At 32.3% G+C, this 26,033-nt stretch carries 16 protein-coding genes and 2 tRNA genes; 11 read left to right on the top strand and 7 right to left on the bottom strand.

Going from position 1 to position 26,033, the window contains the following annotated elements; translation table 11 throughout:
• Nucleotides 1–2,240: 2,240 nt before the first annotated feature.
• The gene (locus WOO_RS00795; RefSeq protein ID WP_014868811.1) at nt 2,241–3,875 is read right to left on the bottom strand and encodes a ribonuclease J; all 1,635 of its coding nucleotides are present in this window, start codon (nt 3,873–3,875) and stop codon (nt 2,241–2,243) included.
• Between the two features lie 243 nt (nt 3,876–4,118).
• Between WOO_RS00795 and WOO_RS00790 the strand changes: the two genes are divergently transcribed.
• The 4 genes from WOO_RS00790 (at nt 4,119) to infC (ending at nt 7,902) form a co-directional block, all read left to right on the top strand.
• Nucleotides 4,119–4,922 (top strand): enoyl-ACP reductase FabI, encoded by an 804-nt coding sequence (locus WOO_RS00790; protein WP_014868810.1) that lies wholly within the window; start codon nt 4,119–4,121, stop codon nt 4,920–4,922.
• A 70-nt stretch (nt 4,923–4,992) separates the two neighbouring features.
• Nucleotides 4,993–5,475, top strand: coding sequence for an NADH-quinone oxidoreductase subunit NuoI (gene nuoI / locus WOO_RS00785; protein ID WP_014868809.1), 483 nt, complete (start codon nt 4,993–4,995; stop codon nt 5,473–5,475).
• A gap of 5 nt (nt 5,476–5,480) precedes the next feature.
• A complete protein-coding gene (gene thrS / locus WOO_RS00780; protein ID WP_014868808.1) occupies nt 5,481–7,382 on the top strand; it encodes a threonine--tRNA ligase in 1,902 nt (633 codons plus the stop codon).
• A gap of 10 nt (nt 7,383–7,392) precedes the next feature.
• The gene (gene infC, locus WOO_RS00775; RefSeq protein ID WP_014868807.1) at nt 7,393–7,902 is read left to right on the top strand and encodes a translation initiation factor IF-3; all 510 of its coding nucleotides are present in this window, start codon (nt 7,393–7,395) and stop codon (nt 7,900–7,902) included.
• 163 nt (nt 7,903–8,065) lie between these two features.
• Here infC and WOO_RS00770 read toward each other — a convergent pair whose 3' ends face one another.
• Both WOO_RS00770 and aspS read right to left on the bottom strand, forming a co-directional pair.
• Nucleotides 8,066–9,328, bottom strand: a complete 1,263-nt coding sequence (locus WOO_RS00770) for an MFS transporter (protein WP_014868806.1) — start codon at nt 9,326–9,328, stop codon at nt 8,066–8,068.
• A gap of 32 nt (nt 9,329–9,360) precedes the next feature.
• A complete protein-coding gene (aspS, locus tag WOO_RS00765; RefSeq protein ID WP_014868805.1) occupies nt 9,361–11,160 on the bottom strand; it encodes an aspartate--tRNA ligase in 1,800 nt (599 codons plus the stop codon).
• Nucleotides 11,161–11,382: 222 nt separating this feature from the next.
• Here aspS and WOO_RS00760 point away from each other — a divergent pair, with 222 nt between their 5' ends.
• The 3 genes from WOO_RS00760 to WOO_RS00750 all read left to right on the top strand — a co-directional run bounded on the left by WOO_RS00760 (nt 11,383) and on the right by WOO_RS00750 (nt 15,575).
• Nucleotides 11,383–11,814, top strand: a complete 432-nt coding sequence (locus WOO_RS00760; RefSeq protein WP_014868804.1) for a hypothetical protein — start codon at nt 11,383–11,385, stop codon at nt 11,812–11,814.
• Between the two features lie 3 nt (nt 11,815–11,817).
• The gene (gene ccmA / locus WOO_RS00755; RefSeq protein ID WP_014868803.1) at nt 11,818–12,435 is read left to right on the top strand and encodes a heme ABC exporter ATP-binding protein CcmA; all 618 of its coding nucleotides are present in this window, start codon (nt 11,818–11,820) and stop codon (nt 12,433–12,435) included.
• A gap of 1,607 nt (nt 12,436–14,042) precedes the next feature.
• Complete coding sequence (locus tag WOO_RS00750) at nt 14,043–15,575, top strand: acyl-CoA carboxylase subunit beta (protein ID WP_014868802.1); 1,533 nt, start codon at nt 14,043–14,045, stop codon at nt 15,573–15,575.
• A gap of 36 nt (nt 15,576–15,611) precedes the next feature.
• Here WOO_RS00750 and WOO_RS00745 read toward each other — a convergent pair.
• A tRNA-Thr gene (locus tag WOO_RS00745) sits at nt 15,612–15,684 on the bottom strand.
• Nucleotides 15,685–15,697: 13 nt separating this feature from the next.
• Between WOO_RS00745 and WOO_RS00740 the strand changes: the two genes are divergently transcribed.
• Genes WOO_RS00740 through pdxH form a run of 3 tightly spaced genes read left to right on the top strand, consistent with a single transcriptional unit; the run spans nt 15,698 to nt 17,360 of the window.
• Complete coding sequence (locus WOO_RS00740) at nt 15,698–15,919, top strand: hypothetical protein (RefSeq protein WP_232500380.1); 222 nt, start codon at nt 15,698–15,700, stop codon at nt 15,917–15,919.
• Nucleotides 15,920–15,935: 16 nt separating this feature from the next.
• Nucleotides 15,936–16,751, top strand: coding sequence for a bifunctional DNA-formamidopyrimidine glycosylase/DNA-(apurinic or apyrimidinic site) lyase (gene mutM / locus WOO_RS00735; protein WP_014868801.1), 816 nt, complete (start codon nt 15,936–15,938; stop codon nt 16,749–16,751).
• Between the two features lie 15 nt (nt 16,752–16,766).
• The gene (gene pdxH / locus WOO_RS00730; RefSeq protein WP_014868800.1) at nt 16,767–17,360 is read left to right on the top strand and encodes a pyridoxamine 5'-phosphate oxidase; all 594 of its coding nucleotides are present in this window, start codon (nt 16,767–16,769) and stop codon (nt 17,358–17,360) included.
• Between the two features lie 718 nt (nt 17,361–18,078).
• Here the strand turns inward: pdxH and WOO_RS00725 are convergent.
• Nucleotides 18,079–18,152 (bottom strand) — tRNA-Met (locus tag WOO_RS00725).
• A gap of 3,032 nt (nt 18,153–21,184) precedes the next feature.
• On the opposite strand from WOO_RS00725, the gene virB9 reads away from it, so the two are divergent.
• The gene (virB9, locus tag WOO_RS00715) at nt 21,185–21,967 is read left to right on the top strand and encodes a P-type conjugative transfer protein VirB9 (protein WP_014868799.1); all 783 of its coding nucleotides are present in this window, start codon (nt 21,185–21,187) and stop codon (nt 21,965–21,967) included.
• Between the two features lie 135 nt (nt 21,968–22,102).
• Here virB9 and WOO_RS00710 read toward each other — a convergent pair whose 3' ends face one another.
• A complete protein-coding gene (locus WOO_RS00710) occupies nt 22,103–23,275 on the bottom strand; it encodes an NADH-quinone oxidoreductase subunit D (RefSeq protein WP_014868798.1) in 1,173 nt (390 codons plus the stop codon).
• A 2,423-nt stretch (nt 23,276–25,698) separates the two neighbouring features.
• On the bottom strand, nt 25,699–25,839 hold the full coding sequence (locus WOO_RS04005) for a hypothetical protein (RefSeq protein ID WP_155981150.1): 141 nt from the start codon (nt 25,837–25,839) through the stop codon (nt 25,699–25,701).
• Nucleotides 25,840–26,033 lie beyond the last annotated feature (194 nt).

The raw sequence follows: 26,033 nt of genomic DNA, 5'->3' as shown, positions 1-26,033 counted from the left end.
CATGTTAAAATTTACAATAAAAATTGAAGTAAGTATGTTAAATGAGATTTAATTGAGTTAGTAGAAGATTTTTTGTTGTCGCTTGTTTCAACTAAATTTTCTAACTCTACGATTTCTTGTTTCAGCTACTACACAACTCGCTTGATAAGTTTTGATAGAAAGAAGAAGATGTCATGAAAGCATCCAAGAAAATAGGAAAAGCTATTGTAAAAAAACTTAAAAAGTGAAAGGGTACTACTGTTTCAAAAGAGACTGCTATACAAGTACCAAGTACCTACTACAGTAAGGATTTTAGAAGAGAACAAAAAAAGGACCTTCAGAAAATATTTTTAACATAGAAACAGCTATAAAATGGCAATTCTCCTCTATTGCAATAGACACTGATATCAATATCGAAACCTAACACAGTGAGAGAATGTGTGTCTGTTCGATAATGTTGCTCAAAGGTAAACAGGGGCTTTCAATAATCTTTTTGCTTTTGTAGTTGTTTTAACTTTTGCGCTATAGGTTAATACTTTTAATTTATGTATATAGAGTGATATGTAGAGAATGGAATATCTAGGAAAGTAGTTATTTTAGTATCGAATTTGTTACTAAGTGTTATGTTCTTAGCGAATATAATTCAAATTTTTAATAAGAGTGGAAATTGTGTTAGAGCTAATGATTAAGATATAAAGGTGCTGTTTAATCGTTGTAGTGATTCACTAAGAATTAGAGTACTTATAAGGTTAATGTTAATTATACTGATGATATAATACTGCTGTCTACTCTATTCTTTAACCTTAGAACAACCAATGCTTAGCGTGTTGACTACTTTAAAAGTTTCTTAGCTGGACGTCCAACTGTGGAAGTTGAATCATACATTATAAGCATTGGGATGTAATAAGACTGTTAATACATGTTTATATACTTTTAAGTTGAAAGGTAAAAAAGAGTTATGTGCTTGTTACATATTAATTTGCAGGTGAGACAAAAAGGTAAATGGCTAATATTATCACACCATTCTTCATTACTATTGAAATCTTCCACTTTTTCCAAGGAAGTTGAACCAGCAACTAATAGTTCAAAATAAGGCTAGTCTAATATAGATAGGCATTTGTGGGTAGAGATTATTTTGTAATTTTTCTTTGCTAAATTCACTAAATATGTCTTAGACTCGCTTAAGTAATTCTGTTTTTATGAAGAGAATTCTCCTGCTATTTGGTAGCTATCTGGATATTCAATTTTATGCTTCTCTCAGGGAAATATTTTTTTGCCATCTAGCTTTATAAGCTCTATATAAAATTTTCTTGATTGAATTTTCATAAAGGCTTTATAGAATTTCCTTTTTGAGACTAAGTAGGTATAGTGGTATATTTCTTGTTTCCAAAACTAATTCTCCTCGGTTTTTTACTTTTTTAGCAAAATAAATGGTATATAATTGCTGACTTTCACTTACATAAAAACTAAAGACCATATATTTCTGATCTGAATAAAAAAAAAGAAGTGTTTATAGTTCTGAACTTCTAGTAGTTTTTTTGTACACTTACTGTTTAAACCTAAAGATAATATGTTATATTGGTTTTACCATTGGATAAAGGAGAGATTAAACTAGATTTAGTTAGGAGAAAATTTTAGAGCAAAGATAACTACCTCGAACATACTAACTATTAGCTCAGTATCATCTTTCAGATTCTTCAACGTTATATACCCTCTACTATCAGGTATGAGATGTAAACGATATCCTTTCCATTTAGTGGAAACCCAGGTGTAGGCACAGATTTATCGCTGTTTGTTAAGTATTTTTACATCACTCTCATTCTTGATTTGTAATAATTATTTTATATATAGACCTATAGTCACTGTCTTTTTCTTCAGTAATATGTATGTTATCTTTATATTTAAATGTTCTTGCTAATTAATTTATTATATATTATGTCTGGAATAAGATAATTAATTTTTTCTCCAGTCTTTTGCTAGAAAAATGGTCGAATGAGTTAACGACTTCCTTTTTATAATGTATCAAACAAATGAAATGATGGTCTGATACATTGCTTAAATTGATTGTAACTAATGTATCATTCTCTTTTGTAATATTTTCTTTTAACTTGCTTTCTAGACCTTGTTTGCATGTACACTTGGATACAATAGGCCGGTGCTTACTAGCATTGTTTTTTATGCCCGTGTAAAGCAGCTTTAGCAAAATAAGGCAAAAACAACTAAAGAAGTGATATTGGTTTTAACTAGTTGCTTCATTTGTTTTATATCTGTTCTATTTGGACTTTAATTATAGGTCTTTTTAGTAAATATTCCTTTAGGATGCTAAATATTGAGCTCTCAATCTTACTTCTTATTTTTTTTGTCGACTGTAAACTAAACGCTGATTCAACCGCTTTTATGATTCTCTGTATGATAGCTGCATCTTCTGTTGCTTCAAAAATGCCAGGTGTAAACACTTTTGGCTTAGCAAGTAATTTATTTTTTTTGTTAACAACTGCTGTTACTACAATGGCTCCTGCATCCCTCATCCTCTTACGCATTTTTATGACATTACTCTCTGGATAACGTAGTAATATGCCATCAATACCGAAATAATCAACATCAATTGAATCAACTTTTTCCCCGTTCTCTAAGTTAATAATATCGCCTGGTGCAATCATTATTGCTTTTTCCACACCACACTCTTTTGCAAATTTTACATGTGCATGAGTGTGAATATACTCACCATGAACTGGAATAGATATTTTAGGCTTTATCAAAGAATACATCTCCTTTAGTTCTGCTTTCATTGGATGCCCAGAAGCATGAATATTCTCTGTTTTTTCGGTGACAACTTCCACTCCCATCTCAATAAAAGCATTGAGCATATTATGTGTACGAGTTTCATTTCCAGGGATAATTTTTGATGAAAGGATCATTGTGTCACCTCGTTGCATTTTAAATGAATGATGCTTATTGTAGGCAAGTTTTGAAGTTGCTGACATTGGCTCACCTTGGCAGCCGGTACAAATTAATAGTAACTTTTCCCTTGGCGAATCTACCACATCTTTTGCTTCGAAGAACTGAACAGAATCGATTAAATGACCACTGTTTTGTGCAACTTTTACTATTCTCCATAAAGATCTACCAAGCAAAACCACTTTTCTATTCAGTACCTTTGCAGCCTGGCTTATTGTTTCGATTCGCGCCACATTTGAAGCGAAGAGTGACACGACCACTAACCTTTTAGATCGTCTTATTATGTTATAGATATTATTGTAAATTTCACCTTCTGACTTAGGATCATGTCTACTCAATATGTTTGTTGAATCACAAATTGCTGCAAGTAGGTTACCTTTATCGCCAATCTCTTTTAAACGAACTATGTTAGAGGTTAGCCCAACAACAGGTTTTGGATCAAATTTCCAATCGCTAGTATGGAATGCACTGCCCACATTAGTGCTAATTAGTATTGAGTGTGCTTCAGGAATTGAATGAGTTATATTTATAAACTCAACGGTGAAAGGACCTAAATTTATGCTACCATTTATATTTACTTCTTTCACAGGTACAATACTTTTTAATTGAAACTCCTTTAGTTTCTCTTTGAGGAAGTTAACTGTAAAATTTGTTGCATATATAGGACATTGTAGTTCTTTCCATAAATAAGGCACTGCTCCGCAGTGATCTTCATGTGCATGTGTAATTATTATTCCGAGTAAATCCTTTTTTCTTTGGGAAATAAAGCTTACGTCAGCAATGAGTAGCTCGATGCCTGGCATGGTTTCGTCAGCAAAACCAATACCAAGATCAATCATAATCCACTTACCTTGGCAATGATATAGGCTAACGTTCATTCCAATCCTGCCTACTCCTCCAAGTGAAAGAAATAGAAATTCATTTTTATTTATATTCATTAATTTTGAATTGTTAAAATGTGAAGATACCAAAACTTCAGTTCTAAATAAAGGAGTTTGTTATTTTTACATAACTAGGAGAAAATTTGAAAGTTTTTTGCCCTTTTATTTTTACTGAAAACTCATGCTCATCTGTAAGATTAATGGTATATTTACTTTAACTTTAAAAAATTATTTTTAGACATAGTTAACACCTTGACTTTGCTTAGTTAGTATTTCAAATTGTAAAAAATAAATGGTTCTATGACAACGACTTTATTAAAAAATAAAAAGGGGTTAATAACTGGAATAACAAACAAGAGATCAATAGCTTATGGCATAGCAAAAACTCTCTTAGAGCATGGAGCAGAACTTGCAATCACATATCAAAATGAAACTGTAAAAGAGAGACTATTACCGATAGCAACTGAGCTAAATGTGGAGTTAGTACTGAGTTGTGATGTTGCAAATGAAGGAACTATAGATGATGTTTTCGGAGTAATAGAAAAAAAATGGAGTACTCTTGATTTTTTGGTACATGCGATTGCATTTTCTGATAAAAGTGAATTGAGTAATAGGTATGTTAATACCTCACTAAGCAACTTTCTTAATGCAATGCATATATCGTGCTATTCTTTTACTGCTTTAGCACAAAGGGCTGAAAAAATGATGCCAAATGTTGGTAGTCTACTTACTTTGTCTTACTATGGTGCTGAAAAGGTTATACCGAATTACAATGTTATGGGTTTATGTAAAGCAGCACTTGAAGCAAGTGTAAAGTATCTAGCATGTGACTTAGGACCACAAAATATTAGGGTAAACGCTATTTCTGCTGGTCCAATCAGAACTTTAGCATCTTCTGGAATAAGTGATTTCTGTTTCATATCAAAATGGAATAGAAACAATTCTCCACTGAGACGTAATACCACAATAGAGGATATTGGAAAAGCAGCATTGTACTTGCTAAGTGACTTAAGTAGTGGCACCACTGGAGAAATTCTGCACGTTGACTCAGGATATAATGTAGTAGGAATGAAGGTAATTGATTCGAATATAATTCAAAGTTAAGATAGGAAAAAAGCTTTTTGAAAATTGATAATATCATCTATAATCACTTGTATAAGTCTTAAATGCTTTTATGCTCAAGAAATTAATTCGGTATTGGTTCTTTATAGAATTGATTAAAGGATTTATTGTTACATTGAAATACATGTTCAAACCAAAGGTTACGCTAAAGTATCCTATGGAGAAGGGCCATCTAAGCCCAAGGTTTCGCGGCGAACACGCGTTGCGTAGGTATCCAAATGGTAAAGAAAGATGCATAGCTTGCAAGTTGTGTGAAGTCATCTGTCCTGCTCAAGCAATAGTTATTGAAGCTGAGGAAAAGGAAGATGGCAGTCGTTGCACTACGCGTTATGATATTGATATGACAAAATGTATATATTGTGGGCTTTGTCAAGAGGCATGTCCAGTTGATGCAATTGTTGAGGGTCCTAATTTTGAATTCGCAACAGAAACAAAAAAGGAGCTAATATATAATAAAGAGAAATTATTATGTAATGGTGAAACTTGGGAAAAGGCAATTGAACTTAGGTTAAAAAAGAATAGACCCTATTGCTAAAACTGATGATAAAAGTTACCTTTTCAGCTGGACAAAAAATAGAAAAATATAGTAGTAAAATTACTATTTTTGATATATTACAACTAGGTCTTTTAGGAGAAGCTATTGCCTTAAGGATAAATGGTGAGTTATATGATTTATCACATGCAATTGAACCTGACGTGGAAATAGAGATAATACAATTTAGTGATGAAGTGGCTTTAGATATAATAAGACATGATGCCGCTCACATAATGGCTCAAGCGGTGAAAGAGCTCTTTCCTAATACTCAAGTTGCTATTGGTCCAACAATTAAGGATGGTTTCTACTATGATTTTGCTATAGGTCGTACCTTTACTACTGGTGATCTTGCCACAATAGAAAAAAAAATGGAAGGAATTATAAAAAGTAACTACAGATTTGTCAGAGAAGTTTGGACTCGTAAGCAAGCAATTGATTTTTTCAGTAATATAGGCGAAAAATATAAGGTTGATATTATTTCTTGCATACCAGAAAGTGAGGATCTAACTGTCTATAGACAAGGCGATTTTGTTGACTTATGTCGTGGTCCACACTCTCCTTCAACTGGCATGGTTAAAGCGTTCAAACTTATGAAAGTTGCAGGAGCATACTGGCGTGGTGATTCTAATAGTCCAATATTGCAACGAATATATGGCACTGCGTGGAGAAATAAGGATGAATTGAATGCTTATCTTGGACGTCTAGAAGAAGCAGAAAAACGTGACCATCGCAAAATTGCTAAGGATATGGACTTGTTTCACATTCAAGAGGAAGCTGTAGGACAAATTTTTTGGCATGAGCAGGGCTATATCTTGTATAGCATTCTTGAATCTTATATGAGAAAAAAATTAATAGATAATGGTTATTTTGAAGTAAAAACTCCTATTTTAGTAAACAAGGAGCTGTGGGAGAAGTCTGGGCATTGGAGTAAGTTTCGTGAAAATATGTTTATTGTTAGTGAACTTGAGAATGAAAAGCTAGCAATAAAACCAATGAATTGTCCTTGTCACGTGCAGATTTTCAACTCTCATACTAGAAGCTATCGTGATTTACCAATACGTATGGCAGAATTTGGTACGTGTCATAGGAATGAAAGCTCAGGTTCATTGCATGGGCTGATGCGAGTACGTGGCTTTACACAAGATGATGCGCACATTTTTTGTATGGAAGAGCAAGTCAATTCTGAAACTATGAAATTTTGTGGTCTTTTGAAAGAAGTATACTCAGAGCTTGGATTCAATGAAATTTCTGTAAAATTCTCAGACCGTCCAGACATTAGAGCAGGAAGTGATGAAGTATGGAATAGAGCTGAAAGAGCGCTGTTTGATGCTGTCGAAAAAACAGGTTTAAGTTATGAACTTAACTCAGGTGAAGGTGCATTTTATGGACCAAAGTTAGAGTTTATTCTAAAAGATGCAATAGGTAGGAACTGGCAGTGTGGAACGCTACAAATTGATTTCATTTTGCCAGAACGTCTTGGAGCTTTTTATATAGGAGCAGATGGGCAAAAACATCATCCTATTATACTACACAGAGCAATTTTTGGAACTTTTGAACGTTTTATTGGAGTTCTAATAGAACATTATGCAGGACAATTTCCATTGTGGCTTGCCCCAACACAACTTGCTATTCTAACTGTTACAAATGAAGTTGACAGCTATGCTATAGAAATTAGCGATGTTTTAAAAAAGCAAGGTGTTAGGGTTAAAGTCAATTTAACTAGTGAAAAAATTAGTCATAAAATACGCTTGCATAGTTTAAACAAGGTTCCTATATTATGGATAGTTGGTAAAAATGAAGTTGCAAGTAAAACTGTGTCAGTGAGGAAGTTAGGATCAGAAAGACAGGAATCTTTTTCTTATGAGAAAGCTGCTGAACTTTTATTAAAAGATATTAATTTGAGTTAAGGGTTAAAGTTTGCAAATCAAAAAAAACAGAATTAATAAATCTATTACAGCTAAGGAGGTACGTCTAGTTGATCAAAATGGTAATATGGTTGGAGTTGTGGCAATAGAGCAGGCTTTAGAGTCTGCGCAGAATGTCGATTTAGATCTAGTGGAAATTGTGCCTGATTTGACTCCTCCAGTATGTAAAATTTTGGACTACAGTAAACAAAAATATGATGCAAAAAAGAAAGCAAGTGAAGCAAAAAAGAAACAAAAAATATTAACTATAAAAGAGATTAAGCTAGGGCCTAATATTGGTGATCACGACTATGAAACAAAATTACGTCAAGCAAGAGACTTCCTTAGACATGGACACAGGATTAAAATTACAATGAAGTTTAGAGGTAGAGAGCTCATAAACACTGAAATTGGGTTGGAGAAATTAGAACGGTTGATTAAAGACACCGAAGATATTGCAAAGGTAGAATTAGCTCCTAAACAGGAAGGTAATCAATATTTTTTAGCTCTGATTGCCAAATAGCAAAACTTGTCTATTAGAAAATCGTTTGCTAGTTCTTGCTTAATTAGCAAAACATTTTCATTTTCTAATGGAACCATAGAAATTAGCACAGCACTGTAACTAGGTGTATATGGAGGTTGGAGTGTGGGTTAAGATATGGAAAACATTATTAGAAGGAAAAATTTCACCAATCAATTTTTTTGTCTTTATCTTTGATTTGAAGTACAGATATCAGACTAATTAATGCACAGGCAGTAAGATAAATACCTGCGGCAAATTTTGTTTTAGCTTTTTCTATAAGCCATATGCATACAGATGGAGAAATACCACCGAAAACCCCTGCAGATATGTTGTGAGCTAAACTAAAGCCAGTACATCTAATCTTTGTTGGGAATAATTCACAAACGAGAGAATTGCATATTCCAAAGGATGCACCTACCGGTATGCTTATTAATAGAAAAGTAAGCATTATAATGCAATGGTTATCGTATGATAATAGCTGAAGGACTGGTAAACTGGCACAAGCTAAAATTATTAATGTGGGAATCATCACATTTTTTCTTCCAATTTTGTCAGATAATATTGCAAGCAGTACTGCAGACAACCCGAATATAATTTCAACTATGATCCTTACTACATTTTTAATATCGATGCCTGATAGGATAAGTTCTTTTACAGATATATTGTAAAACATGATTACTGAATAAATGATTGCATTCTGAGCAATGCCAACTCCAATTGCTATTGCAAATACTCTTTTATACTCCTTGAGCAATTCTAGAAATGGTGAGTGAAACAAGTTTTTATTTCGACTGTGTATTTTGTAGGCTAAGCTTTCCTCTATTATGTATCTTGTTAGAAAGCCTATTATGCCCATAACAGAGCAGAAGTAGAAGAGTAACTTCCAACCCCAAATTTCATAATTTTCACCTGTAAGTTTTTTGCAAACAGCTATCATTACAAAGCATGTAATAGAACCAAGCGCGCCACTGAAAGCTTTCATGCTGCCTAAAAAACCTAGATTTTTTTTATCGCTTGAGTGCTCTATTAAAAAAGCTGAATTGATACTTGTTTCTCCGCCTGTTGCCATTCCTTGTATTATTCTACAAACCAGAAGTAATATAGGGGAAAATATTCCTATTTTTTTTGCACTTGGTATTACTGCAATTGCAGTGGATGATATTGAAGCTAATATTACAGAAGCTAGCAAAACTTTCCTCCTGCCATATTTATCTCCAATGTAGCCAAAAATAAATGCGCCAAGCGGCCTAAATCCAAACCCAATTGCAAAGCTGCTAAGAAATTTGATTTTTTTTACGTGCTCATTTTCTGATGAAAAGAGAACATCACTTATTGTATATGACAAGACTCCAAATAGAGTTAATTCATACCATACAATTATATTGCAGATTATACCTGATAGTATTGCTTTTTGGATGTTATTCACGCTTTTTCAATTTAACATAATCTGGGGTGCTGTTAATCAATAACCTGCAAGAATAATTCATGTAAATGTCTACTTTTTACCTTAGAAGGAGCGCCCATTAGAACATCTTCACCTTGTTGGTTCATAGGAAAACAGATCACTTCACGAATGTTTGGCTCATCAGCGAGCAGCATAACCATTCTGTCAACTCCCGGTGCTATTCCACCATGAGGTGGTACTCCAAATCTGAATGCACGCACGAGTGCACTAAATTTTGTGTCGACTTCTTCTTTACTATAGCCTGAAATGGCAAAAGCTTTATACATAATATCTAGTTTGTTATTGCGAATTGCTCCGCTTGATAGTTCTATTCCATTACAAACGAGATCATATTGGTAAGCAAGAATGTACAGTGGATTTCTTTCCTCCAGATCTTTTAAGCCACCATGTGGCATAGAAAATGGGTTATGAAAAAAATTAATTTTTTTATTTTTATAATCATACACAAAATATGGAAAGTCAATAATCCAACAGAATTTGAAAACATTTTTATCTATAAGACCTAATTCTGATCCTAAAAGGGTACGCACTTTTCCTGCAATTATTGCTGCTTCATTTTCTTTATCGGAAGTAAAAAATATGCTATCTCCAGGCTTTACATTTGTTATTTCTCTTATATGATTTATCTTATTTTTATCAAAGAATTTGGCAATTGGTCCTTTTATAGTACCATCTTTATCAAACGTTATATATCCAAGACCTTTAGCTCCGAATTCTTTTTGCACATGCTCTATTTTTTTATCAAAAAAGCTCCGTGACTCCTTTGCTGTTTTGGGAGCGGGAATGGCTCTAACTACCATACCCTTCTCAATGTTGCTTTTGAAGATATTGAACTTTGAATCACGGAAAACTTCTGTAACATCACTAATTGATAATGGATTACGTAGATCTGGTTTGTCAGAGCCATATTTGAGCATTGCTTCTTTATATGTAATGCGTGGAAAGTTCTTGTCGACTGACTTGCAAGAAAATTTAGTGAACACCTTGTATAAAGTAGTTTCGATGACTTGAAATATGTCTTCTTGAGTCACAAAAGACATTTCAAGATCTAGCTGATAAAATTCTCCAGAACGGTCAGATCTTGTGTCTTCATCACGGAAACATGGTGCAATTTGAAAATATTTATCGAATCCTGACACCATGAGCAGTTGTTTAAAAATTTGTGGAGCTTGTGGTAATGCATAGAATTTACCAGGATTTAGTCTGCTTGGAACTAAATAATCGCGTGCTCCTTCAGGAGATGAAGCAGTGAGTATTGGAGTTTGAATTTCTAAAAAACCTTGTTCTATCATGAGTCTACGTAGTTCTGCAATGATTTGTGAGCGCAAAATGATGTTATTGCGAACTTTTTCCCGCCTTAAGTCAAGAAACCGATATTTAAATCTCATATTTTCTCGGTATTCTTGTTTGCCAGAGATACTTGCTAATATGCTTTTTTCCTCTTTTGCTATTTCTTCGTCACAATGAAACTCAACTTTCGATTCAATGTGCAATTTACTAACTATAACCTCAATTTCTCCTGTGGAAATAGAGCTGTTTACTGTATCTTCAGTTCTAGCTTTGACTATTCCTGTAACAGTAATCACACTCTCTGATTTTAAATTTGATATTTCATTGAAAAAGTCTTTGTCATTGTTGAATACTAGCTGAGTAATTCCGTAGAAGTCTCTTAAGTCAACAAAGATGAGATTACCATGGTTACGTTTGTGGTATAGCCATCCAGAAAGAGTAACTTCCTTTTCTACATCATCCTTTCTTAATTCATTGCAGGTATGAGTTTTATAGCAGTTCATATTTGTTGTAGCGGTATTTTAAAGAAGTATAAGAATAAATATTGTCCCATACAAGCTCATTTACTTGGGTATTTGTATGATTTTTGAAATAAAGGAAAGTTCTGAAGTTTAATGGTGCTTTCTAATATCATCTTTCATACTACATTTCTGTACAAAAGATTGTGAAATTTCTATAGTTAAAGTATAATTACAGATGGCCCTTTAAATAAGCTGAGTACAAAAATGTCATTTGGACAAATCATTGTATGTAGCGTGGTATTACTTGCCATGGCTATAGTATTTCTTTTTTTTAGAAAAAAATATAGAGATTGGGTTAGGAAAATCCTATTTTCTAAAGAGGTTCTTAAAGAAGAATGCGAAGAAAATAGAAAATATAATGAATTATATCAAAAAAACAAGCGAAAAGAGCTGATGAAACGTCAAGAAATGTTACGTAAGAAGCAAAAGGATATACAGGTTTACAATGAGGATTCAAAGATACTTGATATAGTAAAACCAGTAGGTAAATGGACAAAAATGGTTGTAATTGGTAGTAATCTAATGCAGCATTTTGCTCTATTGATGCATAGAGAAGGTAGGCAGAAAGGATTTTGGGAACTGTTTATAAAAGCTCAGGCTTCAACCAGTGAGAAGCATAAAGGGAAAGGTAGATAATCCATGCTTGAATGTGAAGATTTATCCTGCGCTCGCAATAGCAGAATATTATTTAAAAATCTTAGTTTCAAAGCTGAGCCGAAATCAAAGATTTTAATTACTGGTCCAAATGGTAGTGGTAAAACCAGCTTAATTAGAAGCTTGTCTGGGCTCTTGCCACCAGTATTAGGTAGTATAAGATACTGTGGAAAAGATATATATAGTGACCTACAACCTTATGTATCTTCTATGGTCTATGTGGGACATAAAAACGCCTGTAAGAATAGCTTAACTGTTGCTCAAAACATAGAATTCTGGGCAGGAATACGGGATACTAGAGAATTAACTATGGCGGCTATTTATTGTTTACAGTTACAACCTGTACTTAATATTAGATACGGTGAACTTTCTGCAGGATGGAAAAAGAGAGTTGCTCTTGCTCGCCTTTTGATTTCTAATGCAAATATTTGGCTGATAGATGAGCCGTTTTGTAATCTTGATAGCACAACGTGTGAATTGGTACTAAATCTGATCTCAACACGTTCTGAACAAAATGGTATAGTAATTATTACAGGACACAATCCTACAAAGCAATTATGTGATTTTATAGCGATCAACATATGTAATTTTATAGCTGATTGATCTTACTGAGAAAAAGTAGAGAAAAAGCTTAAAATGTTTCTATAAAAAGAATGAAATGTTTGGAAATGCAATAATGAAATATCTACGTTGGTTATATTGGAAAAAATTGCTTAGCGTGTTTTTATAGCTCTACCGTACTAATAGCGTCGGTATTTTAAAGTACAAAGTCTATCATATTTACTTATAGGTTTCTCAACTAAAAGCAAAATTTAGTAAAAAGTGTGTGTATCCTTCTTCAAGGTGTGTAGGTGTGTATGCATGCTTAATTTCTATTGTGTATATACTATATTTTGTTAAGTCCTTCTTTTTATAGATAGACTATTATGTCTACAATTTTGGATTACGCATGTTATTGGCTTAAGCCTAAAAAAACAAAATGACACCTTTGTTTTTTATCTTTAAATAGCTGAGATTATTATGAGGTTTTTGTATATTCTATTCTAGTAATCTTAGAATATTATTTAGAGCACTTAGAAGTGCTCATTGGCAGAACTCTTTAAAGAAACTGAAAAAGCTTTTCACAACAGAATTGTTGTGACAGTATCTTTTAACAACTACTGCCAAGTAAACAAGTTCTCAGTAAGCTCAGATTAAAGTCACTACAGCAAAACAATCTGTTTAACTACTTTCTGTCTCACTACACTGCTACCTGAAATATTAGACTAAGAATGATAATCTAACCCAAAGCCTAAAAATCTTGTAAACTTATTCCTAGGAATACTAAGAGTAGTGCGAAACGGTAAATCTTCATTTATGTTGTATGTTGTAAATTGATCAATTAACACCAAATTTTGCTTGATAAACAAATGAATATCTTATTTTTCTTATGAAACTTGACCTTAGTTAATCCTCCACCAACGTACGGAGCAAATTACATTCTTTCTTTATTAAAGTTGTAATATATATTGGTCACCCAGCTAAATTATTTAAGCCTTCATTTTTCATTTTAAATGCGACTCTAAAAATCTACTCTAATGTCTAGTCTGCATTAGCGTTATCACACTTTTTAATATCTATCCTAACATTATTTTTCTGCTTCTCGAGAAACTTAATACTCTTCTAGCGTGGATCACATTTTCCTCTAGCAGGGTACTTTTGGTCATAGCTAAGTTTACGTACTTTAAGTTACTTTTATTCTCATAGTTTCCATTGAATAATTTAGTTTGAAGAATATAAGCTTTCAAATTCAACTCTTATATGCTCAATAAATGCTCTGTTTTTATTGCTGCAGCAAAAATCCTGGAACCATATACTTAGGATTTATAGCCAGCTTCAATTTTCTCTTTGCTATTGAAGCTAAAAACTCCTTTTGTGTTGTATATTGTCTGCATTTTCCCTCTTAGACTTTCTATATTATTAGGTAATATTTTGAGGTGTTAGCTCTAAAATAGAAATTTTTCTAAGTTATTCGTTTAAATGCTGTTAGATAAGCACTTAACCGAAAAAGCAAACAAGACAATACAAATGTTGCCCTGAACTTTTTACTTGTTATTTATAGCTTCATTTATATTTCTTACTTAAGAAGCTTATTTATATCAGGAACAGAATTTTTTGCACTTCAAAAAAGTAATGTATACTTTATTAAATGAAAATTCACTTTTTTTGATATGCAAAATTTTGAGATATTAAAAAATCTAGAAGCGAGAACACTAGAAGCTGAAAGAGGAGGAGGTTCTGATAGAGTTGATAAACAACATGCAAAAGGGAAATTAACTGCTAGAGAAAGACTGAGTATACTGCTCGATGAAAATTCGTTTGAAGAATATGATAAATTCGTCAAACATCATGCAACTGATTTTGGCATGCAGAATGCTAATTTTTTAGGTGATGGTGTTATAATTGGTCATGGTACTATTTATGGCAGAAAAGCTTTTGTTTACTCCCAGGACTTCACTGTTTTTGGTGGATCGCTTGGTGCATCTCACGCAAAAAAAATATGCAAAATTATGGATATGGCAATTAATGCTAGGGTTCCTGTTATTGGGTTAAATGACTCCGGGGGAGCTAGGATTCAAGAGGGAGTAAATTCCCTTGCTGGTTATGGAGAAATTTTTCAAAGAAATGTTGATGCATCAGGAGTTATACCACAAATTTCTCTAATCATGGGGCCGTGTGCTGGTGGTGCAGTTTATTCTCCAGCATTAACTGATTTTACTTTTATGGTGAAAAATAGCTCATACATGTTTATAACTGGACCAGATGTGGTAAAAAAAGTCACATATGAAGATGTAAGTCATGAAGATCTTGGCGGGGCGAAAATCCATACAAGTAAAACAGGAGTAGCAGATTATGCGTTTAATAATGATGTTGAAATGTTACTGAAGGTCCGTGAGTTTTTTACCTTTTTACCAGCAAATAATCAAGAGACTCTAAAATCTGTACCTATACCTACCTGCAATGATGTCGATGATATCGATGAGTCTTTAAATACTCTAATTCCTTATAATTCTAATACTCCTTATGATATGTATGAACTTGTTGAGAAAGTGTGTGATGAAAGGAAATTTTTTGAACTGAAGCCTGATTTTGCTCGTAATGTTCTAATTGGTTTTGGTAGGATTAAAGGGAGTACTGTTGGTATTGTTGCAAATCAGCCTATGTATCTTGCAGGGTGCTTAGATATTGATTCTTCAAGAAAAGCTGCAAGGTTTATAAGGTTCTGTGATGCATTTAATATTCCTATTATCACACTCATTGATGTTCCAGGGTTTTTGCCAGGTACAAATCAGGAATATAATAATATAATACAACACGGGGCAAAACTACTTTACGCTTATGCCGAGGCAACTGTGCCGAAAATTAGCGTAATTACTAGAAAAGCGTATGGTGGCGCATACATTGTTATGAATTCTAAACATCTGAGAGGTGATATAAATTACGCTTGGCCGACTGCTGAAATAGCCGTGATGGGTCCTGAAAGTGCAGTTGAAATTATATTTCGACATGAAAAGGATCAGCAAGCCTTAATTAAGGAATACAGAGAAAAGTTTGCTAGTCCGTTTTTTGCTGCATTGTATGGTTATGTTGACAGTATAATAGTGCCAAGTAAAACACGGTACCACCTTCATAAAGCATTAGAGCTACTCAGAAACAAAAAAGTAGAAGGGATATGGAAAAAGCATGATAACCTACCTCTGTGATTTTCTTCTAAGTTTTTATTTTGGATATAGTCAGTGTGCCGTTACCAAGACTTGAACTTGGGACCTTGTCATTACCAATGACATGCTCTACCATCTAAGCTATAACGGCAGGGTTTATGTATATGAATAACATAAAAAAGAATAAGAAGAAAGAAGAAGAGAGAAAAAGATTAGCGAAAGCTTTAAAGCAAAATATTCTAAAAAGAAAAAAACAGCAGCAAATTAGACAAAACAGATTACTTTCAAAATTTGTTTATGATGAGAAGTTTTTGGAAAAAAGCTCTGTGGAATACCTAAGCGTATTTGAGGAAACTTTAACAGTAAAATTACCACCAAAAACTTAAGTTTTGAGAAGGTATTATGCCAGAACTGCCTGAAGTAGAAGTGATCTCTAATTTTTTGCTTAATAAGATAAAAAGCAAGCAAATAAGCAATGTAACAGTCAATAATTGGAGGATGCGTGTGCCAGTAATAAAAAATATTGATGATGTGCTAAAGAACAGATGCATAAGTAATATTGAACGTAGGGGTAAGTATATAATCTGGTGTATAGACAATGATACAGCTGTAGTTATGCATCTTGGTATGAGTGGGAAGCTTATATATGCTGAAGATGATCGAGCACGGAATAAACATGATCATGTGATATTTTTATTTTCCGACAATACTTCAATAATCTTTCATGATCCAAGAAGATTTGGATTAGTTATTATTTTGAAAGAAGAGGAAAAAGTAAGCTTTTTCAATGATTTTGGAATAGAGCCTCTCACAGATGAATTCAATGGAGACTATTTACAGAGATTGCTGAAAAACAGAAAAGCAAATGTTAAATCAGTATTAATGAATAATAGACTGATAGTTGGTGTGGGTAACATATATGCTTCTGAGAGTTTATTTAGAGCCCGCATATCACCATTCAGGCCGGCACAGGATTTGAAGTACAAAGAGTGCGAAAGACTCGCTACTGAAATAAAAAATGTTCTAAATGATGCAATTACTGCAGGCGGTTCGACGTTGAGAAATTATGCACAGCCATCTGGATCTGTCGGATGTTTCCAAAATGGTTTTTATGTATATGGTAGAGTTCAAAAGCCTTGCAAAGTTTGTAATAACATTATAACACTTATACGCCAAAATGGCCGTAGCACTTATTTTTGCAATGCATGCCAGAACTAAGTTTTATTTTTAGATATGACATTCTCACCTGAAAAAGATCCGCTTAGTTTATTTTCAAGGTGGTATAAAGCAGTACTTGATTCTTTATGTAAAGAGCCAACTGCAATGACGTTGGCGACTTGCAGCAAAGACTGTATTCCATCTGCAAGAGTGGTATTACTCAAGGAATACGGTGAAAAAGGCTTTACGTTCTTCACTAACGTGAATAGTAGAAAAGGAAGAGAATTGACTGAAAATCCCAAAGCTGCATTAGTATTTCACTGGATAGAGTTTTCTAGACAAGTTCGAATCGAAGGAGATGTTAAGCTTTTAGATGGCGAGCAAGCTGGTAAATACTTTTCTTCCCGAGCACGCAATAGTCAAATTAGTTCATGGTGCTCAAAACAATCGAGCGTTCTGGAAGATTGGCAAAATTTCAAGCGAGCTATCGAACTCAAGGAGAAGGAATTTGATAATGCACAAGTTCCCTGCCCTGGTTTTTGGGTAGGATTTTACGTAATTCCAAAAGTAATTGAATTCTGGCAAGAGGGTGAGTACAGGAGGCATATTAGATTTAGATATACTCTTGTTGCGAGAAGCGATTGGAAAATAGAACAGCTATACCCTTGACCATGTAACACAACTGTATGAACACTATGATTTAATAATGATTTTCACTAGGGAATAAGATAAAGACAGCTATAATATACTGTCTTTGAAACAAGTATTTGTGGCCAGCTATGCTGTGCTTCTATAGTACACTGGAATAATATAAAACACCTTAGTTTAAACTATCTTATATCCTTTTTCTTTTGAAGAAAAATGTTTAATTGTAGGTAATATATAATGTACTTGTTCACTTTTTCAGCTACTGGTTCAATGATGTATTTTGTTACAAAAGATCCTACGATTAGTACTGTGAAGCTCCTATCACCATACCTGTTTTATAAAGCTAATGGTACATTTTAAGCATTATGCTATAGGAAATAGCAGCTGTAGATGCAGCAAGAGACCAACTCAGATTGCGGTCCTGCAGTGTATAAACCAAGTATATATAGAAAGTCTTTTGTGAAGAATATTCCTTTTTTGTATATTGTTATATGCACAATATGTATAAAATAATATTGCAAATGGTGGTAATAACTCACTTATGATCAAAGATGATAAAGCTGTAAAACTTAATTCAAAACTTGCAAGCCTCTATCGCAACTCTTGATAATGTAGCAAGAAGCATTAAAAATCTTTTAGTTTCTTTTATATAATTTTCTGCAGAGCTTTAATTCCTTATTATCATTAAGGTTGGCTTGATTAAGCAAGAAAAAATATTTTTTTAGATGTAGATATAAAGTTGCGGAGGTAGGATTTGAACCTACGACCTTCAGGTTATGAGCCTGACGAGCTACCAAACTGCTCCACTCCGCGCCGTTGTCTATTTAGATATTATATATATAAATAATAGAAAATAAAAGAATAAAATTACCTCATAATATATGTTTTATGTATTTATTAACTTTTCTTAATACAATTATTAGTTATATATCTAACAATCTATATGTACAATGAGGAACATAATTTGATGCTAAGGTTTTCTTATATATGCCAGTGTGTATAGATCTTAGTTTATTTCTCTTTGAATTCTAAACATAGCTATGTTTTTACTGTATCTGTTTTTCTTCTACTTTTATTTGTGTTGATCTTGGTTGTACTTTTTTGTAAGAGTACACGGTATTGTGTGTCTCTTTGATTGGCATTACGTTCATAGAGTTTTACGGCTGGATAAACTAAAAAAAACAGCTTTAGTTGATATTTAAATTCTTGGTAAGAAAAGTTGTATGAAAAGTGTCGTTGCTATAGTATATTAATAATGAGGTTTCACATAGATAATTTTTGCTCTTTATTAAAAAACTTTCTTCTGTTGTTCGAGTGTATAAGTACTAAGATTTAGAGAAAAACTTGTGGATTTTAGTGTTATGTACTAGAATATGAGACTGCACGTTGCTTTAAACAACATAAGAAATATCAATTAGAGCTAAGAGGTAGAAAGAAGGTATTAAAATAGACAATCAAGTAAAATTATCAATGAGACTTTTCTATTTGAAGGTTTTATGCCTTTTGGGATGTACATATTTTTTTGCAAGAATGACTTGTTGTCAGAAAATAAGTGCTACAGATTTTGCAATAAGCAAAATAGTTCTGTAAAAAAATGCTAGAGCATAGAATCTTTTTCTTCAATTCATTTATGAAAGCCTGTAGGACAATGTTAAAAAAACACATACAGGCGTGATTTCCACATTACTGATTGGTGAGGAAGACAAAAATAGATTGAGAAACTATAGTCGTTTTGGTACTCGTTGCAATAATAAGGAGGGAAATATCAAAGGTTAATAGTGATTATGTTTGCTGCTTCGGTGATTCTTAATAGAGAACCAAAAGCAATTTTAAAACCTGATTTTTAGATATCATTTTCACTGTATTGATACTATTTATTAAATTTAATCAATGTCAATAGGTTATTTATGATGAAAATAATGTAAAATATCTCACTAGTTCAGCAATAGCAAGCTTAGCGACTGTTATATATACAATGGATAATTTTAATTATTTCTCAACGAATATTATTATCACAAATTTAGCTACTGTACTAATATAGTTATGTTGCTTATTATTTTAAGCGAAGTAATTTATATTTGTTGATTCCTTTAGATGTATTAAGTAGATTATGGCTCTGCTTGTAGAGTGCTTAATTGATAGTATTCAATATATAGAATAGATACAATTGCTAGTTTTCAATATTTAGTTCTGTTCCTATTCGGGGTTTTTCCTGTGTTATTAATTATTATCATAGGTATTTAGGTTATTTTAGCTATATTTATGGAAAAGAAATTCGAGTTTCTTTGGAATTTTTTTTATTGTACTTGGTATTTTCTCTGGTCCTATATATAATAGGGGCTCCTGATATCTTAGTCAGTGCTGGGAATATTGCTGTTAAAAAGAGTGATAATTTAATATCTCTTGCTGGGAAAAGCAGGAGCTTTGCTATCAAAGCATTGGTAAAGTAAATTGGTAGAGTCAAATTTTTAATCGTGCTAAATATAATAACTCAAACAAAGGGCTCAATTGTAGTGATCACTGCTGTGTATATAACGAAAGTGAATGACAAGTTAATGCTGCTGGTTCATAGAAAAAAGATATTATAGAAAATTGTGATAGAATTGACTTAATAATTTAATTAAGCAAGTTTAATTATTTAGTTTATAGTACTAAAATTGTTAAATATGCTAACCTAAAAACATAGCTCACATTCAATTTGGTTAGTAAATTATGGTGTAGAAATTAATAAAATGTGCTCGAGTAGGTTTTAGCGCAAGTAAAAAAGATTAGTTTAATGCTATTATTAGTGTATAATTGGTAGTGAAGATACGGGGAATTTATGGGCTTAAGTACTTAAAAATACCTTTTCAAATTGAAGGTAGGTTCTAATTAAAAATTAGATGATATTATTGGTTATTTTCTTAAGATATAATGTGCAACAAAGAAGTAGTCTGTAAGTAAATAACACTCTGCTCACATGGCTATGAGTGCTTGGCTTCAATTTTTCTTAGCTTATTATGTTATCGCAGTAATAATAAACCATAGCAGTTTTAGTTAAATTACAGATATTTTTAGTTTATGATTAATGCTAGCTTATGTTTTTGTTTATGTTGTTCTTTCTTCGAACAATTTAATTAACTTCTTTTGCTATAAAGTATATTGATAAGTAAGAAATAGAAGATTAGGAATTGTTTATAGGCTTGATAAAGATACTAGTGAGCTGATGGTAATTTATAAAAGATGACGAAGTTTATAGCTTTTTGTCCGAGTTATTATTAAGTTAAGTTAAAGAGGGAATATTTAACAGTGTTTTGGGATATCATCTAACTAAGGAACCATAAAAACTAATATCACTCCAAACGTGATAGTAAAGAAATGGTATGTGTGTAGCAGTAGTGGACGGGAGGGGGATTGGCAATTGCCCGTTATTCAGTGTAGAAAACTATAGAACAAGCAGGGTTAGTAAAATATGTTTTGAAAACAGGTAGAACATACCAAATTTGAGTATATGTAAATCACGTAAGACATTCCATTGTTTGGTGATCAAAATTTACAGGGAGAATAATAGTAAGAGTACACAAAATGTGCTAAAAAAGATTCTGATTTTTTATTCGCACCTTTAATAGACAAGTACTACATGTATATAAACTTTAAGATTATATACCATTTAAAAGGTAAAGAGTATATAGAATTTAAATCTGATTTACTGAAAAGTATAGAAACTCTGATTGATGAGTTTAAAGAAGCAATAAATTGTACAATTGCTTAAGATATTATACAAATGTCGTATAAGATAATGCCTTGACAGTTGAAGTAAATACTTTTCAATGATAAAATAATGATTGGTATACAATTTAAATATTATGATTAGTTTATTATTTATAGTATTGGTGTTTTTTTGTAGTGGTGATACATTTGCGAAACAGGAACCACGTTCAATAGCTGCAGACAGTCATATAAAGGTAATAAATTATAATCCACAGGCTATACATAAATACACAGGTTTTTACGGTTATCAGTCGAGTATACTGTTTGAACCAGGTGAAGTGATACAGAACCTTTCAATGGGCGATTCGACTGGTTGGCAGCTTGTTTCTCATGGTAATAGGTTATTTATCAAACCTATAGATGATATTGCTGATACTAATGCAACTATTATTACTAATAAAAGAGTTTATTACTTTGAATTTCATGCTGAGGAAGCAACTGGATTAGATGATCCGAGGTTAGCATATGAAGTGAGGTTTCTTTACCCACTATTTAATAGTGAAGAAATCTACACAACCGATAATGGTGATATTCTTGAACAAGCTAGTCCTACCACTGTTCCTGATATGAATGATATTGAAGTTGCAAAAAAAGGCTTAAATTTTAATTATTCTATCTCACATATTAAGGGTAGTGAGTCGATAGTACCAACTAAAGTCTTTGATGACGGGAAATTCACGTATCTGCAGTTTAATAAGATAAATTCTGACTTTCCAGCAATCTTTATGGTTAATTCTGAAGGGTATGAATCTCTAATAAATTTTCGTGTAGTTGATGATTATCTTATACTTGAGAAAGTAGGCTCTGTATTTACCTTAAGAAAGGGGTCAAGCACAGTTTGCTTATTTAATGAAGATATGTCTTTAATAAGGAGATAAGTGGTTAGTATAAATATAGTGTCTATAAATAATGGGCACAAATTTCTTTTTGTTCAGCAAAGTAGTAAAAGATAACCTAAGTCGTATAAACGATAAAAAAATTAACTTTACTTATAGCTAAGTATAGCTAAAAACCTACCTGTCAATCTCACCAAAAACTATATCAAGTGAACCAATGATTGCCGCAATATCAGAAAGCATGTGTCCTTTTGCCATGAAATCTAAGGCTTGTAGATGTGCAAAGCCAGGTGCTCTTATTCGGCATCTATATGGTTGGTTAGTTCCATCCGAAACTATATACACTCCGAACTCACCTTTTGGTGCCTCAACAGCTGCGTAAGTCTCACCTTCTGGTACATGGTACCCTTCTGAGTAAAGCTTAAAATGGTGAATTAGAGCTTCCATAGATTTTTTCATTTCTGCTCTTGGTGGTGGAGAGATTTTTCTATCTTCAGTTTTTACTGGCCCTCTAGGCATTTTTTCTATGCACTGTTTTACTAAGCTAGTAGACTGTCTAATTTCTTCCATCCTCACTAAATAACGGTCATAACAGTCACCGTTTCGACCGATTGGTATATCAAAATCTAGTTGATCATATACTTCATATGGCTGACTTTTTCGTAAATCCCAAGCAAGTCCAGCGGCACGCAACATTGGGCCGCTGAAGCCCCAGTCAAGAACCTGTTTAATTGACATTTTACTGATTCCTACAGTGCGTTGCTTCCATATTCTATTTTCTGTTAAGAGATCATCAACATCATCTATATACTTTGGAAACTGCTCTATAAACTTTGCAATATCCTCAATTAAACCTTCTGGAACATCTGCTGCAATTCCACCTGGTCTGATATAAGCTGCGTGAAACCTTGCTCCTGAAGCTCTCTCGTAAAACTCCAGTATTTTTTCCCTCTCTTCAAAGAGCCATAAAAGAGGAGTCATTGCTCCAACGTCAAGTGCTTGTGAGGAAATATTAAGTAAGTGGTTGAGTATTCTTGTTAATTCACAAAACAGAACACGCAAATATTTTGCCCTAATTGGAACTTCACATTGCAGTAATTTTTCTACACACAATGAATATGCATGCTCTTGTGACATTGGTGATACATAATCAAGGCGATCAAAATAAGGCAAAGCTTGAAGATACGTTTTGTGTTCTATTAATTTTTCAGTACCGCGGTGTAAAAGACCGATATGAGGATCGGCTCTTTCAATCACTTCGCCATCCATCTCTAAAACAAGGCGTAATACCCCATGTGCAGCTGGGTGTTGAGGTCCAAAATTTAGCATCATTGTCTTTAAATCGGGCATGTGAGGTAGTTTAGTTTTAGGATATTAAAATAATATAGATGAAAGTGTGTTGAAAGTCAATAGACCTTCTTGCATAACACTTTAGAAGTGCGTTAGACATGTCAAAATGGAGAAAATAACTTAATAAATTTTGCTAGTTCTCTTTACCATAAAGCTGAAGCTATTGTGTAGCTAGTCTCTTAATATTTAATTTTTTACATTATGCTTACTTTATATCTTTATAAGTTTTATTTAGATTTCTAGATTTTTATTCATATAAGCATGAAATTATGCTTATAAAGTATTTAAGACAGTGGATATCAAATTTTTTAATAGGTTTAGCTCTGAGGTTTCTTTAGTCTTTTTTTTCTCCGTTTAGTAGATTTCTTATAGGTGTCTTCAATGGCATAGCTAGAAAAAGCGTTGTATGGATTTTAATAATCATTTTTTACCTTTAAGAGGACCACATTTCTACGTCTTTTATTTTAACGATTATACTTATTTTGAAAATTTTTCTGCTAAACTGCCAAACGGACGCTTTAATTGTTTTTATGACATAAACACCTTTTTCTATTGCATACTCAGTATTAGCAGAATTTATCTTAGAGTTTAGGGGTTTTAGGTTTTATTCTTAATAGTTTAACTTTTGTACTAAATTCATAACAAGAACCGTAACCTGAATTCTTGCTTCCATGTTTTTGTTTTATTTCTTTTATATTGAGATCAACTTCGGTATCAACTTTTTGATTACTAATCTGTTGCTAATTTATTGGCTATTAGAGTTTTGTTCATTTAGTTTCATTTACTCTTTTTTGCTCTGAAGAGCATCTACCGGTATACTAAATAAATGTCTTTTTGGTACATTAAAATAATTACTGTCTTCCAGACAAATTTTTGATAAGTTTTTTATGTAAGTTATATACTTCAACGTAAATAAATTTTTTTGATATGTTTAAATGATTGTTTTCTTTTAATGAGTTACTGTCCATTAGATTTGTACATCTCAGTGTAAATGGAATCTTTCGAAAACAAAGCATTATAGCTAGTTCTCTTTCCTCATACTCGAAAGTTCTAGGAGATTTTTTAGATACTATCTTACAGCTACTTAGCTGAATAACTTTAAGTTTCAATTTTACTACTTCTTTAAGTTTATCAAAGCCATTCTTTTTTTTGTAAATCTTTAATGTATTCTTCTTTTTTTGTTATTTTTAGATATTACACTACGTATTATTAATTCGCTAAGCACTAGTAGTATTTTTCTCTATATTCTATGAAAAACTTTCTAACTTGCACCGATACTCTTTACTTGTAAGCAAATGTTCTTTTATGTTTATAAATTGTACTTATTATTGTATCATTGTTCCGCCTATCGCATTAGCGTTTGCGTCAGCGTTAATGAGTAATACTATTTTACGTCACCAATCAAAATTTGTTTGCTGGGTGTTCTAAAGTAAGTTTTAAAATTTGGTTATTATTTATATTAGATGATTCTATGTTTCTAAGAGGATTAATTTTTAGGAGAATTTTTTTTGAAAAATTTATTATTTATTAATATTTAAAGTTAATTTTACAGCTTTTATGTTGCTACTTCTGGTAGATTTGATTAAAAAATTATTTAATGTTGCTTATGATTATACCTTTTATAAAAACTCACTATCACTGCACAATTTTTGAACTATAAAGATTTTTATTTTGGACTGATAGAAGCTTTTTTATATCCACTTAACAAGGTGTTTGGATTGTAGAAGTGATCTTGTTATTTATCGCAAAAACTTATCTTTTATGTAAGAGGCCTTTCCACAATTTCCTACTTGTTTTTTTCTTAAACTAAAATAGATAAAATACCGCAATGAAATTTGTTGCTATTACTTGCTACCATCTTTATAACATAATCTCCCTTGAAAGATTCATTTTACAGCGTATGTTCACGTTTTTTTTGGTTCTTTTTTACTCTATTAATACTTTTCTTATGCAATAAAATCAGCCATATTCGAGAAGAACTGTATGATAAATGCTCTTTAATATTAATTGTCTGAAGTTACTGGAACCTCCTTATCTACGTTTTGTAACTAGTGTATAAACAGTAATTCTGTTCCCTATAACTAAGATAAGTAGGATTTTCCTAGACTCTGAAAACAGAGTCAACTTTTATTGCTTAGTAGTAGATATGATTACACTTCCACATCACTTTGTAGAAATCTTTACTGGGTTAGCTGTACTGAATAATTTTACTTGAATTGAATGTACTAATTCCATGTGTCCTTTATCTAATATTTCTAAAGTATTTTAAGCTATTATCTTAATAATATTATTTATTTCACAGTCCGAGTTGCCATTATCTAAATAATAACGGTAATTGTCAGACTCATAGTTATTTTTTCCGTTTGACCTGTATGCTTTAGAATTTACTACTTTGCTATGATGAGACTCACTACTATGATGTTTTAATAATGATGTGTAATAATATTGTCAGCATTAATTATTCTTAATGTTAAATCGAACAATATTATGAATATATCAATGTTAATTATCTCTTTCATAGAGATGATAGCACGATGTAATAATAATGTAATTATCTTTTTCATAAAATCTTAATAACTTCTTTGAAGGAGATATTTGTGGATTATTCTTTAAGCCTGTTTTCAGGCTTCTAGGAAATTAATATTGATAATTTTTAAAATAGATAGCTTTCCTATTTGTTATTTACTAAATTATGTGTATAAAAAAACAAATCAGTTTATTTTCGTAAATATAGTTGTAATATTAACTGATCAAACCT

Source organism: Wolbachia endosymbiont of Onchocerca ochengi, assembly GCF_000306885.1.
Classification (GTDB): domain Bacteria; phylum Pseudomonadota; class Alphaproteobacteria; order Rickettsiales; family Anaplasmataceae; genus Wolbachia.
Note: the sequence above shows the minus strand (reverse complement) of the source record. Positions and strands in the feature narration are given on the sequence as shown.